Here is a 15,767-nt window from a genome sequence, read left to right on the forward strand (position 1 = left end):
CGCGCACAACGGGTAATCGCGCGGAGAACCGGCGTGGAGCGCCGACGCGCGCGGTAGCAACAGGGGCACCTAGGCTCGGGGCTATGAGCGATAACAGCATCAACCACACCACCACCCGCGACCAGATCGCCGTGACCAACCCAGCCACGGGCGAGGTCATCGGCCACGTCCCCAAAGGCACGGAAGATGACGTGGAGGCCGCGTTCGCCAAAGCCCGCCGCGCCCAAACGCAGTGGGCCACAACGAGCTTGCGCCACCGCCGCCGCATCTTGCTCAAGTTCCACAACCTGGTGCTGGACCACAGGGAAGATCTGATGGATCAGATCCAGGATGAGAACGGCAAGAATCGTCTCTCTGCGCTGGAAGAGGTGTTGGACGTGGCGCTGACCAGCCGCTATTACGCGTATCGGGGGCCGGGGTATGTGAAAGGGAAGCGTCGTAAAGCGCCAATGCCCCTCATCACCGCGACCTGGGAGCAGCGGCCGCCGAAGGGGGTGGTGGGTGTGATTGCGCCGTTCAATTATCCGCTGTCGCTGGCGGTGTCGGATGCGATTCCCGCGCTGATGGCGGGTAACGCCGTGGTGCTGAAGCCGGATTCGCAGACACCGTTTTCCGCGTTCAAGGGCCGTGACCTGCTGGTGCGGGCGGGACTGCCGGCGGATCTGTTTCAGATTGTCACCGGCAGCGGCGAGGAGGTGGGGCAGGCGATCATCCAGCGCTGCGATTTCCTCATGTTCACGGGTAGTTCCGCGACGGGGGAGAGGCTGGCGCAGCAAGCGGCGGCGCGCCTGATTGATTACTCGATGGAGCTGGGCGGCAAGAACGCGATGATCGTCGCGCCGGACGCGCCGCTGAAGCGCGCGATCGACGGCGCGTGGGCCGCGTGCTTCGGCAATTCGGGCCAGCTCTGCATCTCGATTGAGCGGATTTACGTTCACGCGGACGTGGCGGGGGAGTTTATCCGCGGCTTCGTGGACAGCGTCGAGGCGATGAACGTCGGCGCAGGCCGGGAGTGGGAGCTGGACATGGGCGCGCAGATCTCGCCGGAGCACACGGACAAGATTGAGGCGTTCGTGGAGGACGCAAAGGCGCACGGCGCGACCGTGCTCACCGGCGGCAACCGGCTCGGCCCCGCGATGTTCCAGCCCACCGTGCTCACCAACGTCCCTGCGGCGGCCAAGCTGTACCGCGAGGAGGTGTTCGGCCCCGTGGTGTACATCGAGGTGGTGGACTCGCTGGAGGAGGCGGTCCGCAAGGCGAACGATTCGGACTACGGCCTCAACGCCTCCGTGTGGGCGGCGCCTGCCACGGGTCGCCACCTGGCGAAGCAGCTCGAGGCCGGCACCGTGAACATCAACGAAGGCTACGCCCCGGCGTGGAGCGCGCTGGACGCGCCGATGGGTGGCTGGAAACGCTCCGGCGCGGGCCGCCGCCACGGTGAGCACGGCATTACCAAGTTCACGGAGCCGCGCAATGTGACCCAGACGAGGGGCATGAACATCATGGCGAACGGCCTGCCGCGCGACAGGTTCGCGGACACGATGGCCGCCGCGCTGAAATTTGGCCGCGATATCCTCCGGTAAACTTTTCCACCATGCTTGAGAAGTCGCGGGCCTTATCCACTCTGCTGCTCGGCCTCGGCATTGCGCTGGTGGTCGGCGGGCTGGTGGCTCCGCGCTTCTTGCTTGGCGACGGCCGACTGCCCCTCTCCATCAACGATGTAACCTGGACGATCTCGGACCCGGACGGTTTGCGCGACGGCCAGCCGGCCCCGGTGGTGCACCAGTTGCACATGGAGATCCGGAATCCCTCGGACGCGGACACGGCGAGTGTGCGCGTGGGGGACACGGTGCGCGCCGGCACCGCGGAAACGGATTTTGAGAACCTGGTCTCTGCCTCCACCTGGGCGTTCCAGATGGATCGTCGCACGGGTGAGGTGGCCGAGCCGGCGGATGTGCAACTGGTGATGGCCATGCCGGCGACGCAGGTTCCCGTCGAGGGCCACTGGCTGAAATTCCCGGCGAACGTGCGGCAGGACACCTACGACGTGTTCGACCCAGTCCTCCGCGGCGCCGCCCCGGCCCAGTTCGTGGGCGAGGAGGAAATCGCCGGCCGCACCGTGTACACGTTCCGCCAGGAGATCGCGCCGACGAACGTCGCACAGCGTTACGCAGACATGCGCAACACGCTGGTGGTGGAGGGTCCGCAGGGCGAGCCCATCCGCACCTTCCTCACCCACAAAGCTTCCCGCGAGCTCAAGGTGGACCAAGTAACGGGGCTTGTGGTGGGCATCGCCGAGCAGGTCGACGACTACTACGCCGACGCGACTGGCCGGGGCCTAAGGAACATTGTGCTTTACGACGGCTCCATGCAGCCCGCAGACATCGAAGCCAACGTCGAAGCCCTCGCTGGTGTGGCATCGCAGGAGCGCTCCGCGCAGGTGACTTGGATTGTCATCGGGCTGGGGGCGCTCATGGCGCTCGCGGGCCTGATCGGGGCCCTGCGCACGTCGCAGCGCGGCGCTTTGCAGAGGCGGAATCGCTAACCGGCGCAGGTATTTTCCTGGCCGTTCCCGGCGTTTTGCCCCTAGAGTTTGTCCGGCGGGCAATGTCTGGTGGTAGGCTTCCCGCTACATCGAGCACCGCGCCCGCGTGACGGCTAAAGCGGGTCGGGTTCGGTGATCGGGGTGTAGCGCGGGGGTGGCGTGGCGTGCCCTTTACATTTGCTTCCGTCTGATATAGGCTAAGTCTTTGCGCTGGAAGCCGTCTCCAGTGTGCGCGCAAACCTTGCTCGAAACGGTTGGTAAAAACCGATTTGACAAGGTGATTTTGTTGTCTCTGGGGGCGGGTCTTCTGAAGCAGACCAAATGCTAAATTACCAGCGGAAACGTCGCGGGTTCGCATGCCAGAGCGGATCTTCTTCATACGTTTTCGCCCTAGGTGCTGGAAGGACCCAAACTTGGCAGTCTCAAACCAGACCATGTCAATGGCTGAAATCCCCGGGGCGCCCGAGCGTTACTCGTTCGCCAAAATCGCTGAGCCGATTACCGTCCCGGGGCTTCTCGATGTGCAGCTTGAATCCTTCGCGTGGCTTGTTGGCACGTCGGAGTGGCGTGAGCGCGAACAGCAGCTCCGCGGGGACGCAGCCCGCGTGACCAGCGGCCTCGAGGATATCTTGGAGGAAATCTCCCCGATCCAGGACTACTCGGGCAACATGAGCCTGACGTTGTCTGAGCCGCGCTTCGAGGACGTGAAGTACTCCATCGAGGAGGCGAAAGACAAGGACATCAACTACTCGGCCCCGCTGTACGTCACGGCTGAGTTCATTAATAACGACACGCAGGAGATCAAGTCCCAGACCGTCTTCATCGGCGATTTCCCGCTGATGACGGATAAGGGCACTTTCATTGTCAACGGCACCGAGCGTGTCGTCGTCTCCCAGCTCGTGCGCTCCCCGGGCGTGTACTTCGATGAGACCATCGATAAGTCCACCGAGCGTCCGCTGCACTCCGTCAAGGTGATCCCGTCCCGCGGTGCGTGGCTGGAGTTTGACGTGGATAAGCGCGACACCGTTGGTGTGCGCATTGACCGCAAGCGCCGCCAGCCGGTCACCGTGCTGCTGAAGGCACTCGGCTGGACCACGGAGCAGATCACGGAGCGCTTCGGCTTCTCCGAGATCATGATGGCCACCCTGGAATCCGACGGTGTTGCTAACACGGATGAGGCACTGCTGGAGATTTACCGTAAGCAGCGCCCGGGCGAGCAGCCGACGCGTGACCTCGCGCAGTCCCTGCTGGAGAACTCCTTCTTCCGCCCGAAGCGCTACGACCTCGCTCGCGTGGGCCGTTACAAGGTCAACCGCAAGCTGGGCCTGGGCGGTGACCACGATGGTCTGATGATCCTCACCGAGGAAGACATCGCCACCACCCTCGAGTACCTCGTGCGTCTGCACGCCGGCGAGACCGAGATGACCTCCCCGACGGGTGAGATCATCCCGATCAACACCGACGACATTGACCACTTCGGTAACCGCCGCCTGCGCACGGTGGGCGAGCTGATCCAGAACCAGGTCCGCGTCGGCCTTTCCCGCATGGAGCGCGTTGTGCGCGAGCGCATGACCACGCAGGACGCGGAGTCCATCACGCCGACGTCCCTGATCAACGTGCGTCCGGTGTCTGCGGCCATCCGCGAGTTCTTCGGTACGTCCCAGCTGTCCCAGTTCATGGACCAGAACAACTCCCTGTCCGGCCTGACCCACAAGCGTCGTCTGTCCGCCCTCGGCCCGGGTGGTCTGTCACGTGAGCGCGCCGGCATCGAGGTGCGAGATGTGCACCCGTCTCACTACGGCCGCATGTGCCCGATTGAGACGCCGGAAGGCCCGAGCATTGGTCTGATCGGTGCGCTGGCGTCCTACGCCCGCGTGAACCCGTTCGGCTTTATTGAGACGCCGTACCAGAAGGTGGTTGACGGTGTCCTCTCCGACCAGGTTGATTACCTCACCGCCGACGAGGAGGACCGCTACGCCATTGCGCAGGCGGCCACCCCAATGGACAAGGACGGCAAGCTCACCGGTGACCGCATCGAGGTCCGCCTCAAGGACGGCGACATCGGTGTCGTCGGCCCGAAGGGCGTGGACTACCTCGACATCTCCCCGCGCCAGATGGTGTCTGTTGCTACCGCAATGATTCCGTTCCTGGAGCACGACGATGCAAACCGTGCCCTCATGGGTGCGAACATGCAGAAGCAGGCTGTGCCGCTGCTGCGCTCCGAGGCTGCGTACGTGGCCACCGGTATGGAGCAGCGCGCTGCGTATGACGCAGGCGATACCGTGATCACCGCGAAGTCCGGTGTGGTGGAAAACGTGACGGGTGACTTCATCACCATCATGGATGATGAGGGCATTCGCGACACCTACATGCTGCGCACCTTCGAGCGCACCAACCAGGGCACCTGCTACAACCAGACCCCGATTGTCTCCGCAGGCGAGCGTGTTGAGGCTGGCCAGGTTATCGCGGACGGCCCGGGCACCAAGAACGGTGAGATGGCTCTTGGCCGCAACCTGCTCGTGGCGTTCATGCCGTGGGAAGGCCACAACTATGAGGACGCGATCATCCTTAACCAGCGCGTGGTGGAGGAGGACATCCTCACCTCCGTGCACATTGAGGAGCACGAGATTGACGCCCGCGACACCAAGCTCGGTGCCGAGGAGATCACCCGCGAGATCCCGAACGTCTCTGAGGACGTACTGAAGGACCTGGATGAGCGCGGCATTATCCGCATCGGTGCGGACGTGCGTGACGGCGACATCCTCGTCGGCAAGGTCACCCCGAAGGGTGAGACCGAGCTGACTCCGGAGGAGCGCCTGCTGCGCGCCATTTTCGGCGAGAAGGCCCGCGAGGTGCGCGATACCTCCCTGAAGGTGCCGCACGGCGAGACCGGCAAGGTGATTGCAGTGCGCCGCTTCTCCCGCGAGGACGACGATGATCTGAGCCCGGGCGTGAACGAGATGATCCGCGTCTACGTCGCCCAGAAGCGCAAGATCCAGGACGGCGACAAGATGGCCGGCCGCCACGGCAACAAGGGTGTCGTGGGCAAGATCCTGCCGCAGGAGGACATGCCGTTCATGGCGGACGGTACCCCGGTGGACATCATCCTGAACACCCACGGTGTGCCGCGTCGTATGAACATCGGCCAGGTCCTCGAGGTGCACCTCGGCTGGCTGGCCAAGGCCGGCTGGACCGTGAACCCGGACGACCCGAAGAACGCCAAGCTGCTGGAGACCCTGCCGGAGCACCTCTACGACGTGCCGGCGGATTCCCTCACCGCAACCCCGGTGTTCGACGGCGCTACCAACGACGAGATCGCTGGCCTGCTGGCAAACTCCAAGCCGAACCGCGACGGCGACGTGATGGTGGATGAGAACGGCAAGACCACACTGTTCGACGGCCGTTCCGGCGAGCCGTACAAGTACCCGATCTCCATCGGTTACATGTACATGCTCAAGCTGCACCACCTGGTGGACGAGAAGATCCACGCCCGCTCCACCGGCCCGTACTCCATGATTACGCAGCAGCCGCTGGGTGGTAAGGCCCAGTTCGGCGGCCAGCGCTTCGGCGAGATGGAGGTGTGGGCGATGCAGGCATACGGCGCCGCCTACACCCTGCAGGAACTTCTCACCATCAAGTCGGATGACGTGGTGGGCCGCGTGAAGGTCTACGAGGCCATTGTGAAGGGCGACAACATCCCGGATCCGGGCATTCCGGAGTCCTTCAAGGTGTTGCTCAAGGAGCTGCAGTCGCTCTGCCTGAACGTGGAGGTGCTCTCCACCGACGGCACGCCGATGGAGCTCGACGGCGACGACGACGAATTTGACCAGGCCGGCTCCTCGCTGGGTATCAACCTCTCGCGCGACGAGGGGTCCGCGGCGGATACGGCTTAGCGCCAGGTACAGGCGGGCGTCGATAAGCATCATGCTTTTCGACGTTTGCCCTGACACGAACTTGATCTCAAAAACAAACCTGAAAGGGATTTTTACGTGTTTGACGTAAACCTCTTCGACGAGCTTCGCATCGGCCTGGCCACCGCCGACGACATCCGTCGTTGGTCCCACGGCGAGGTAAAGAAGCCGGAGACCATTAACTACCGCACCCTCAAGCCGGAGAAGGACGGCCTCTTCTGCGAGCGCATCTTCGGCCCGACCCGTGACTGGGAGTGCGCCTGCGGCAAGTACAAGCGCGTGCGCTACAAGGGCATCATCTGTGAGCGCTGCGGTGTCGAGGTGACCAAGTCCAAGGTGCGCCGCGAGCGCATGGGCCACATCGAGCTGGCCGCTCCGGTGACCCACATCTGGTACTTCAAGGGTGTGCCGAGCCGCCTGGGCTACCTGCTGGACCTCGCTCCGAAGGACCTGGAGCGCATTATTTACTTCGCCGCCAACATCATCACCTCGGTTGATGAGGAGGCTCGCCACAACGACATGTCCACCCTCGAGGCGGAGATGATCCTTGAGAAGAAGGAAGTTGAGGCGGACGCCAACTCCGAGATCGCGGAGCGCGCGCAGAAGCTGGAGGAGGACCTCGCTGAGCTCGAGGCCGCCGGCGCCACTGCGGCTGCACGCAAGAAGGTGCAGCAGGCCGCGGACAAGGAGATGACCCACATCCGTGAGGCGGGCGAGCGCGAGGTGGAGCGCCTGGACGAGATCTGGACCACCTTCCAGAAGCTTGCCCCGAAGCAGATGATCATCGACGAGAACCTCTACGAGGAACTGGTCGACCGCTACGAGGACTACTTCACCGGCGGCATGGGCGCCGAGGCGATTCAGACCCTGATCCGCAACTTCGACCTCGATGCTGAGGCCGAGGAACTGCGCGGCATTATCGCCGAGGGCAAGGGCCAGAAGAAGGTCCGTGCACTGAAGCGCCTGAAGGTTGTCGCCGCGTTCCAGCGCTCCGGCAACGACCCGGCCGGCATGATCCTGGACGCGATTCCGGTGATCCCGCCGGAGCTGCGCCCGATGGTGCAGCTGGACGGTGGCCGCTTTGCCACCTCCGACCTGAACGACCTGTACCGTCGCGTGATCAACCGCAACAACCGCCTCAAGCGCATGATTGACCTCGGCGCGCCCGAGATCATCGTGAACAACGAGAAGCGCATGCTGCAGGAGTCTGTGGACGCGCTGTTCGACAACGGCCGCCGCGGCCGCCCGGTCACTGGCCCGGGTAACCGCCCGCTGAAGTCCCTCTCTGACCTGCTGAAGGGTAAGCAGGGCCGCTTCCGCCAGAACCTGCTGGGTAAGCGCGTGGACTACTCCGGTCGTTCCGTGATTATCGTCGGCCCGCAGCTCAAGCTGCACGAGTGCGGTCTGCCGAAGCTGATGGCGCTCGAGCTGTTCAAGCCGTTCGTGATGAAGCGCCTGGTGGACAACGACTATGCGCAGAACATCAAGAGCGCGAAGCGCATGGTGGAGCGCCAGCGCCCCGAGGTGTGGGACGTGCTGGAAGAGGCAATTTCGGAGCACCCGGTGCTGCTCAACCGTGCGCCGACGCTGCACCGCCTGGGCATCCAGGCCTTCGAGCCGAAGCTGGTTGAGGGTAAGGCTATCCAGCTGCACCCGCTGGCATGTGAAGCGTTCAACGCCGACTTCGACGGCGACCAGATGGCAGTCCACCTGCCGCTGTCCGCCGAGGCGCAGGCAGAGGCCCGCATCCTCATGCTCTCCTCCAACAACATCCTGTCCCCGGCATCCGGCAAGCCGCTGGCTATGCCGCGTCTGGACATGGTGACCGGCCTGTACTTCCTCACCATGCTGAAGGGTGAGAACGAGATCGGCGGCGAGGGCGCGTACGCTCCGGCCGACGAGAACGGTCCGGCACGCGGCGTGTACTCCTCTTACCGCGAGGCCATCATGGCGTACGACCGCGGTGTGCTTGGCCTCCAGGCTCCGATCCAGGTGCGCATTGACCACCTGCGCCCGACCCCGGAGATTGAGCAGGAGCAGTTCCCGGACGGCTGGACCAAGGGTCAGCCGTGGCTGACCACCACCACGCTCGGCCGCATCATGTTCAATGAGCTGCTGCCGTTCAACTTCCCGTACCAGGAAGGCGCGATGGTGCGTAAGGGCGGCGGCTCCGGCAAGGTGCTGTTGGGCGACATCATCCAGTCGATGGTGGAGAAGTACCCCATGATCACCGTGGCTCAGGTGCTGGACAAGATGAAGGATGCCGGCTTCTACTGGGCAACCCGCTCCGGCGTGACCATCTCCATGTCTGACGTGCTGGTGCTCCCGAACAAGACCGAGGTTTTGGAGGAGTACGAGCGCGAGGCAGAGGAGATCGAGCGCAAGTTCTGGGAGAAGGGTGCGCTGACGGAGGAGAACCGCTACGACCGCCTGGTCGAGCTGTGGCAGGACGCCACCAACAAGGTGGGTCAGGCTGTGGAGGACCTCTACCCGGACGACAACCCGATTCCGATGATCGTGAAGTCCGGTGCTGCCGGTAACATGCGCCAGATCTGGACCCTGGCCGGCATGAAGGGCATGGTTGTGAACTCCCGCGGTGAGTACATCACCCGCCCGATCAAGACCTCCTTCCGCGAGGGCCTGACCGTGATGGAGTACTTCAACAACTCCCACGGTTCCCGTAAGGGTCTGGCCGATACCGCGCTGCGTACCGCGGACTCGGGCTACCTCACCCGTCGTCTCGTGGACGTGGCGCAGGATGTCATCGTCCGCGAGGACGACTGCGGCACCCACCAGGGCGTCAAGGTGCCGGTTGCCGTCGCTGGCTCCGGCGACACCTTCCGCCGCCACGACCTGGTAGAGACCTCCGTGTCCGGCCGCGTCCTGGCATCCGACGCCAAGGGCACGGACGGCGAGGTTGTGCTGGAGGCCGGCACGGAGCTTTCCGAGGAGCGTATCGACGCTCTCGTGGCCGCCGGCGTGACCGAGGTCAAGGTGCGCTCCGTGCTCACCTGCCAGACCCCGACCGGCGTGTGCGCAAAGTGCTACGGCAAGTCCATGGCCTCCGGCCAGCTGGTGGACATCGGCGAGGCCGTGGGCATTGTCGCCGCGCAGTCCATTGGTGAGCCGGGTACCCAGCTGACCATGCGTACCTTCCACCAGGGTGGTGTTGGTGGCGACATCACCGGCGGTCTGCCGCGTGTGCAGGAGCTGTTCGAGGCCCGTGTGCCGAAGAACCGCGCCCCAATCGCATCCGTGGCCGGCACCATCACCCTCGAGGACGAGGGCAACTTCTGGACGCTGACCATCCACCCGGATGACGGCTCCGACGTTGTTGTTTACGAGAAGCTGTCCAAGCGCCAGGGTGTCGCCCAGGTGCGCCGCCCGATGGAGTCCAACCCGGACGCCATGATTGAGCGCTCCCTGCGCGAGGGCGACCACGTCGAGGTGGGCGAGCGCCTGCTGCGCGGCGCCGCTGACCCGCACGACGTGCTCGAGGTCCTCGGCCGCCGCGGCGTGGAGAAGCACCTGATCAACGAGGTGCAGGCCGTGTACCGCACCCAGGGTGTGTCCATCCACGACAAGCACATCGAGATCATCATCCGCCAGATGCTGCGCCGCGGTACCGTCATCGACTCGGGCACCACCGAGTTCCTGCCGGGCACCCTGGTGGATCTGGCGGAGGCCCGCCAGGTCAACGCGGCGGCTGTCGCGGACGGCGGCGAGCCGGCCGAGATGCGCTCCGAGATCATGGGTATCACCAAGGCCTCCCTGGCTACGGAGTCCTGGCTGTCCGCGGCCTCCTTCCAGGAGACCACCCGCGTGCTCACCGATGGCGCAATTAACAAGCGCTCCGACAAGCTGATCGGCCTGAAGGAGAACGTGATCATCGGTAAGTTGATCCCGGCTGGTACCGGCATTTCCCGCTACCGCAACATCCAGGTCAAGCCGACTGAGGCGGCCCGCTCCGCGGCCTACTCGATCCCGAGCTTCGGCGACTCCATCTACGGCGACGAGGGCTACGGCGAATTCACCGGCGCCTCCGTCCCGCTGGATGAGTACGGTTTCGACCTCTAAGGCAGCCCCGGCACTTCTGGCACCGCTTGGTCTGCACTAACGCCCGGCTCCCACACCACTGTGGGGCCGGGCGTTTTGCTTGCCGACGTTCGCTTGGCCAGCCAAGCATTAGCTAACCGCGGTACTGCGGGTACTCCTGTTCGGGAGCACGGCGGATTTCCACACCGCCCATCAGCGCGACCCCGCGAACGCGGATCACCGGGGCGTTTGGCGGCAGCGGTTCCTCGTTCGCCTTGCTGGAGAAGCCGAACCCGCCCATGATGCCAACGCCTTCGTCGATCACCCGCACCCCGGGCGGGACGATGATCTCGATGCCGCCCATCACTGCAAACGCGTTGATGACGGTTTCGTGAGACGACAGGTAGGCATTTCGCAGGTCAAGCGAGTTCCCGCCCATCACCGTAATTGAGGTGTGGTTGGGGGCGATGTGCCAAGAGCCGGCCTTCTCTGTCCCGCCCATGATTGAGAAGGAGGAGGTGGAGCCTCCCGGCTGGTCCACAATCCGGTTCACCGGTGCGGCCGGTTGCACCCGCTGCAGCTCGGCGCTGGGGGAGAGGTCCGCCGTCAGCGGCGGGAGCTCGTCGACGTACGTGGCCGCCCAAAGCTGGCGCGTACGCTCGTCGAATTCGGTGACGGACAGCTGGCCGTCCGTGAACGCGGCATGGAGGATTGCGGCTGTGTTGTCGCGATCGGCGTTGCCGGCGCGCTTGCGGGGGGCGGGGCTCTCGCTCATACCGTTAAGCGTACGGAATTCAATCGAGCGTCGAGAAGCAAAAGCTCCCCGTGCCAGGACGCAAACTCTGCTTAGAATTCACATGTGAGCGCAACATCGCCGAAGCACGCCGCTGAGCACGGCGCTGAGCAGGGGGTGGCACGAGGGTTCGTGCAGTCGGTCGCCGGGGACCTGGCTACCCGGACAAATGTGACGCTTGCTGCGCTGCTTGCAGTTGTGGGGCTTCTAGGGCTGGCCGGGGGATTCAACGAGGCTGAACCGCAGGGGCTTGTCACCGCGGACCTGCCGGCGGACGGGCGTGCCCCCGCGGAACCGGTTGCGGTGGGGGCTACGCCGCTGGAGATAGAGGTGAGGCGTTCCTACGTCGTGGACGGTGCCCGGGTGGTGGAGATGCGGCTGGAGAATACGGCGGACCGCCCGATCTCCGCGCCCCGGCTACTTACGGCCTTCAAGCTGCAGGATTCCGGCCTGCCGGAGGCTGCGCAGCCCAAGTTCGGCAAAATCAACCACAGGCTGACCAGCCTGGAGCGGCTCACGGAGGTGCCGTTCGCCGGCCTCGTCGCCGCGAACCCGGGGGTGCCGCTGGATCTGGCGGTGATTTTCACCGACCCGCTCGACGGTGGCGCAGGTAGCGCGGCGGAGGCGGACACCCTGGTCATCTGGTCCCTGGAGTACCGCACGTCCATCCTGGACGGCTCCAAATCATGGCTCCTCTCAGACCCGGTCGCGGAGGTGACGCTGCGGTGAAGATTGATCGGCGGATGGCCGCGGTTGCCGCATCCCTGGCGTTGCTGAGCCTGGGCGTGTTCGTGCGCGACCAGCTCCCGAAAGCGAACGACCTAGTGTTCGCGCCGTTCAGCTACGGCGGCGAGGCGCCCAAGATCGGCAAGATCGGCGACGTGCGCGCCACCGTGGCGGAAACCGTCAACGGGATTCCAACCCACGCGGCGTGGCTGGTGGTGGAATTCGCGTACCAGCCGGATGAGCTGATTTCCCTGCAGGGCGAGGTTGAGGCCGCGGACGGCACCCTCTACGGGTCGAGCAACCAGATGCTGATGGCGTGCGGGCCGCGCTACCCCGGCTTGGAGACCCAATGCACCCTGGTGTTCGAGATGCCGGCGGACAAGCTTGCGGGTGCGACGCTGCTCATCCGCCCGCCGAGCACCCAGATGGCGCCTGAAGCTGCGGTGCCGCTGCCGGATGCGGCGCAAGCGGGCGACGTAGTCCTAGAGGGGGTTTCGCTATGAGGAAAGCGTGGTGGGTTGCAGCCCCCGTCGCGGTCGCGGCGATGCTGGCGGCGTCGGCGCAGCCCTACTTCAGCCTGTACCGGCCGTGGGCTTGGACCCAGGAGCACGTTGTGCGCGCGGACTCAGCCGGGAGCTTCAGCCTCCCGCTGCCGGACGCGGGGGAGGGTGCGGCGCACGCCGCCTCCGTTGAGGTCGTGGGCTTTCAGCTGCTTGACGACGCCACGGAGCAGCGCATTGGCGTCCACGCACCCGACGGATTCGATGCGTGGCTGGTTATGACGCAGTGGAGCGCGCCTGCGGACGCTGTCTTGGTGGGGTGCCGCATGTGGGCCACCGGTTCGGACGGGCGCACCTACAACCTGACGGACGGCGTGTTTGCCGATTCGGCGCTGGTTGAGGATTTGAGCCAGGCCTCTGCGTGCACCCCGCCGCGGGAGGGCGGGCCGAGGATCGATCCCGCGGATGGCTCGGTCGCGCCGGGAGATCCCCGCCCCGAGAAGTGGCGGAAGATCACCCCGGTGGCGATGCCGGAGGGCATTCAGCCGACGCATTTGCGGTTCGGCTGGCAGGAGCCCCACTACGTGACCTTGGTGCTCCCGGCGCCGGCCGACTTCGTAGACGCGCCGGCGGCCTCCTGAGCGGCCGTGCCGGCCGCGGCTGCCGTGCCTTCCTCGGCGCTGTAGGAGTTGCGCAGGAAGTAATCCAGCCCGGAGGCGATGAGGCACACCACCGCGAGCAGGTAGACCGCGCGCGCCGCCACCAAGATGTATTGGGCGGCCACTTCGCTCATGATGATGTCCTGCGGCCCGGCGATGGCGCGGCCTAACTGCACCACCCCAAGCTCAACACCGGTGGCCAACATGAAGATCACGCAGAAGATGGTCATGGGCAAAAGCCCGGCGCGCGCGAGTGTGCGCAGCCCGTTCAGTGTGGTCTTGATCGGCCCTGCCACAGGTTTGAGGGCCTCGTCCACCGCGTGTTTCGCCTCGTGTTCCGCTGCGGTTCTCACGCGTTTCCGGGCGCGCGCTCCAAGGGTCGCAGGTGCCGCAGGCGCCGCCGCCTCATCCTGCGCCGCCTCCTGCACCGCCTCCTCGGCTTGCTTCGCGGCGAGCGACGTACCGAACACCACCGCGCCGAGCGTCAGCCACGCGATCGGGATCGTGATCAGCTGGTTCAGCGGCGGCAGCGCTCCCGCCAGCCAGCCCCACGCGTCCGCCAGGAAGCCGGCAGAATCTTCCAGCCCGGTTCTGGTCTCTTCGAGGCGGTGGTAGGCGGGCGCGATGCTCTGGCGGCTCAAGGCCCAATCTTCAACGTCGGCAAGCTTGTTCGTTAGAAACACCGACACCGTGGACATCCACAGCACCTCGAGGTAAGCGGAGAGATACGTAAAGCCGAGGCCCTTTTCCGCCAGCGCGAAGTAGCCCACGATTTTGCGCAGGACTACGGTGCCCACAATCAGCCCGATCAACCCCGCAGTGCTGTCTACGAAGGCGCGGGAGAAGTCGGCGTCGAACCCCCGGTTCTGCAGTTCATCCACCGTCGCGGCGTGTCGGAACGAGGCGAGATCCTCCTTCAGCATCCCGTGCGTGGAATACACGGTGAGGAATGAGATCAGCATGCCGCCCGCGGATAGCAGCCGCACCCGCGCGGATGTCTCGCGCGGATCCGGGAATGTCGCGGCCAGGAAGGGTAGGGACGGGCGCAGGAGCCACAGGCAGAAGATGAGCGACACCATCACGCTCAGCGGCGCGAGCGGCATGACCAAGCTCGCTGCGAAGCCGGAGAAATTGGAGAGCCAGACGGCCAGCCAGATCACGGCCTGGCGGCCGGCGAGGCCGAGGCAGATTACGGTGACAAGCTGGGGGAAATGGCGCACCAGCAACGTCGCAGCGCGGCCCGGAATGCTCAGGGATTCCGACGCGAGCAGGCGCAGGGGAGTCGGCTGGGTGCCCGCGGGAGAGCTCATGGCTGCAGTCTAAAGGAGCAGTTTGCTTTACGACGTTCGTCCGTAGTACATTGTCCGAGGTTTCGTCCGCGTGCCAGCGCGCGGTGCGAAGTTTTCGAACCCATGCGGCCTTAAGGCTCGCGCGGTTGTTCATGCACGGTAGGGCCCCGGAAGGAAAAGAGCCCCCATTTTTGCATGTATGGCCACGTTTTGTCTCGGCCGCAAGACAAGAAAGAGCGTGAATGCCTACTATTCAGCAGCTGGTCCGCAAGGGCCGCCACGATAAGAAGACCAAGGTCGCTACGGCCGCCCTGAAGGGCTCGCCGCAGCGCCGTGGTGTGTGCACCCGCGTGTACACCACCACTCCGAAGAAGCCGAACTCTGCACTGCGCAAGGTCGCACGTGTTCGCCTGACCTCCGGCATTGAGGTTTCCGCCTACATCCCGGGCGAGGGCCACAACCTGCAGGAGCACTCCATGGTGCTCGTGCGCGGTGGTCGTGTGAAGGACCTGCCGGGTGTGCGTTACAAGATCATCCGCGGCGCACTGGATACCCAGGGCGTGAAGGACCGCAAGCAGGCTCGCTCCCGTTACGGTGCGAAGAAGGGACAGTAAAGAACAATGCGTAAGCAAAAGGCCCCCGAGCGTCCCGTAGTTAAGGATCCGGTTTACAACTCTGAGCTGGTTACCCAGCTGGTGAACAAGATCCTGCAGGACGGCAAGAAGTCCACCGCAGAGCGCATCGTGTACGGCGCGCTTGAGATCTGCCGCGAGAAGACCGGCACCGATCCGGTTGGCACCCTCGAGAAGGCTCTGGGCAACATCCGCCCGGACCTCGAGGTTCGTTCCCGCCGCGTGGGTGGCGCGACCTACCAGGTCCCGGTCAAGGTTGAGCCGGGCCGTTCCAACACGCTGGCTCTGCGTTGGATGGTCACCTTCACCCGTCAGCGCCGCGAGAACTCCATGATGGAGCGTCTCGCCAACGAGATCCTGGATGCTTCCAACGGTCTCGGCGCATCCGTGAAGCGCCGCGAGGACACCCACAAGATGGCTGAGGCTAACCGCGCCTTCGCCCACTACCGCTGGTAATCCTCCGCGCGATGCAGCGAAAGCGGCCCGGCCGACAATCAGCCCGCCTCATGTGGGGTGGGTGTTATACCGCTCCTCACGAGGGGAAGCAGCTGATTGTTGCCGGGCCATTGCTGTCGCTTCGGCCCCGTTAACTGGGCTTCACGCTGCTGCCTGGACCAAGTAGTGGCAAAATTGACAAACGAACATATCCGAATAAGGCGCCCAAGGTTCGGGAACTT

At 64.8% G+C, this 15,767-nt stretch carries 11 protein-coding genes; 9 read left to right on the forward strand and 2 right to left on the reverse strand.

The window, feature by feature from the left end; genetic code table 11:
• Positions 1-83 precede the first annotated feature (83 nt).
• From JZY91_RS01110 to JZY91_RS01125, 4 genes are all read left to right on the forward strand, one after another.
• On the forward strand, positions 84-1,583 hold the full coding sequence (locus tag JZY91_RS01110; protein WP_234948163.1) for a succinic semialdehyde dehydrogenase: 1,500 nt from the start codon (positions 84-86) through the stop codon (positions 1,581-1,583).
• A gap of 11 nt (positions 1,584-1,594) precedes the next feature.
• Positions 1,595-2,545 carry a DUF3068 domain-containing protein gene (locus JZY91_RS01115; RefSeq protein ID WP_234948164.1) on the forward strand — a complete coding sequence of 317 codons (951 nt, stop codon included), beginning with the start codon at positions 1,595-1,597 and terminating at the stop codon, positions 2,543-2,545.
• Positions 2,546-2,979: 434 nt separating this feature from the next.
• Positions 2,980-6,438 (forward strand): DNA-directed RNA polymerase subunit beta, encoded by a 3,459-nt coding sequence (locus tag JZY91_RS01120; RefSeq protein ID WP_234948165.1) that lies wholly within the window; start codon positions 2,980-2,982, stop codon positions 6,436-6,438.
• Positions 6,439-6,534: 96 nt separating this feature from the next.
• Entirely contained in the window at positions 6,535-10,533 is a 3,999-nt protein-coding gene (locus JZY91_RS01125) for a DNA-directed RNA polymerase subunit beta' (protein WP_234948166.1), read from the forward strand.
• A 112-nt stretch (positions 10,534-10,645) separates the two neighbouring features.
• Here JZY91_RS01125 and JZY91_RS01130 read toward each other — a convergent pair whose 3' ends face one another.
• The gene (locus JZY91_RS01130) at positions 10,646-11,266 is read right to left on the reverse strand and encodes a DUF1707 domain-containing protein (protein ID WP_234948167.1); all 621 of its coding nucleotides are present in this window, start codon (positions 11,264-11,266) and stop codon (positions 10,646-10,648) included.
• 84 nt (positions 11,267-11,350) lie between these two features.
• Between JZY91_RS01130 and JZY91_RS01135 the strand changes: the two genes are divergently transcribed.
• The 3 genes from JZY91_RS01135 to JZY91_RS01145 are packed head-to-tail and all read left to right on the forward strand — an operon-like array spanning position 11,351 to position 13,151.
• Positions 11,351-12,013: a hypothetical protein gene (locus JZY91_RS01135; RefSeq protein ID WP_234948168.1), complete on the forward strand. Its 663-nt coding sequence runs from the start codon at positions 11,351-11,353 to the stop codon at positions 12,011-12,013.
• Positions 12,010-12,513, forward strand: a complete 504-nt coding sequence (locus JZY91_RS01140) for a hypothetical protein (protein ID WP_234948169.1) — start codon at positions 12,010-12,012, stop codon at positions 12,511-12,513. The genes JZY91_RS01135 and JZY91_RS01140 overlap by 4 nt, the downstream gene beginning before the upstream one ends.
• Positions 12,510-13,151: a hypothetical protein gene (locus JZY91_RS01145; protein WP_234948170.1), complete on the forward strand. Its 642-nt coding sequence runs from the start codon at positions 12,510-12,512 to the stop codon at positions 13,149-13,151. Before JZY91_RS01140 ends, JZY91_RS01145 begins: the two co-directional genes overlap by 4 nt.
• On the opposite strand, the gene JZY91_RS01150 is transcribed toward JZY91_RS01145, so the two are convergent.
• Positions 13,091-14,479: a hypothetical protein gene (locus JZY91_RS01150; protein WP_234948171.1), complete on the reverse strand. Its 1,389-nt coding sequence runs from the start codon at positions 14,477-14,479 to the stop codon at positions 13,091-13,093. The genes JZY91_RS01145 and JZY91_RS01150 overlap by 61 nt on opposite strands.
• Positions 14,480-14,700: 221 nt before the next feature.
• Between JZY91_RS01150 and rpsL the strand changes: the two genes are divergently transcribed.
• Together rpsL and rpsG are read left to right on the forward strand one after the other, a co-directional pair.
• Entirely contained in the window at positions 14,701-15,072 is a 372-nt protein-coding gene (gene rpsL, locus JZY91_RS01155; protein ID WP_095659207.1) for a 30S ribosomal protein S12, read from the forward strand.
• A gap of 6 nt (positions 15,073-15,078) precedes the next feature.
• A complete protein-coding gene (gene rpsG / locus JZY91_RS01160) occupies positions 15,079-15,546 on the forward strand; it encodes a 30S ribosomal protein S7 (RefSeq protein ID WP_234948172.1) in 468 nt (155 codons plus the stop codon).
• The last annotated feature ends 221 nt before the right edge of the window (positions 15,547-15,767 follow it).

This window comes from Corynebacterium sp. CNCTC7651 (assembly GCF_021496665.1).
In the GTDB taxonomy this organism is placed as follows: domain Bacteria; phylum Actinomycetota; class Actinomycetes; order Mycobacteriales; family Mycobacteriaceae; genus Corynebacterium.

Bases quoted from the DNA above. Each gene is read 5' to 3' on its own strand.
- JZY91_RS01120 (WP_234948165.1), top strand. From the start codon at position 2,980: ATGTCAATGGCTGAAATCCCCGGGGCGCCCGAGCGTTACTCGTTCGCC.
- rpsG (WP_234948172.1), top strand. From the start codon at position 15,079: ATGCGTAAGCAAAAGGCCCCCGAGCGTCCCGTAGTTAAGGATCCGGTT.
- JZY91_RS01145 (WP_234948170.1), top strand. From the start codon at position 12,510: ATGAGGAAAGCGTGGTGGGTTGCAGCCCCCGTCGCGGTCGCGGCGATG.
- JZY91_RS01150 (WP_234948171.1), bottom strand. From the start codon at position 14,479: ATGAGCTCTCCCGCGGGCACCCAGCCGACTCCCCTGCGCCTGCTCGCG.
- JZY91_RS01110 (WP_234948163.1), top strand. From the start codon at position 84: ATGAGCGATAACAGCATCAACCACACCACCACCCGCGACCAGATCGCC.
- JZY91_RS01130 (WP_234948167.1), bottom strand. From the start codon at position 11,266: ATGAGCGAGAGCCCCGCCCCCCGCAAGCGCGCCGGCAACGCCGATCGC.
- JZY91_RS01115 (WP_234948164.1), top strand. From the start codon at position 1,595: ATGCTTGAGAAGTCGCGGGCCTTATCCACTCTGCTGCTCGGCCTCGGC.
- rpsL (WP_095659207.1), top strand. From the start codon at position 14,701: ATGCCTACTATTCAGCAGCTGGTCCGCAAGGGCCGCCACGATAAGAAG.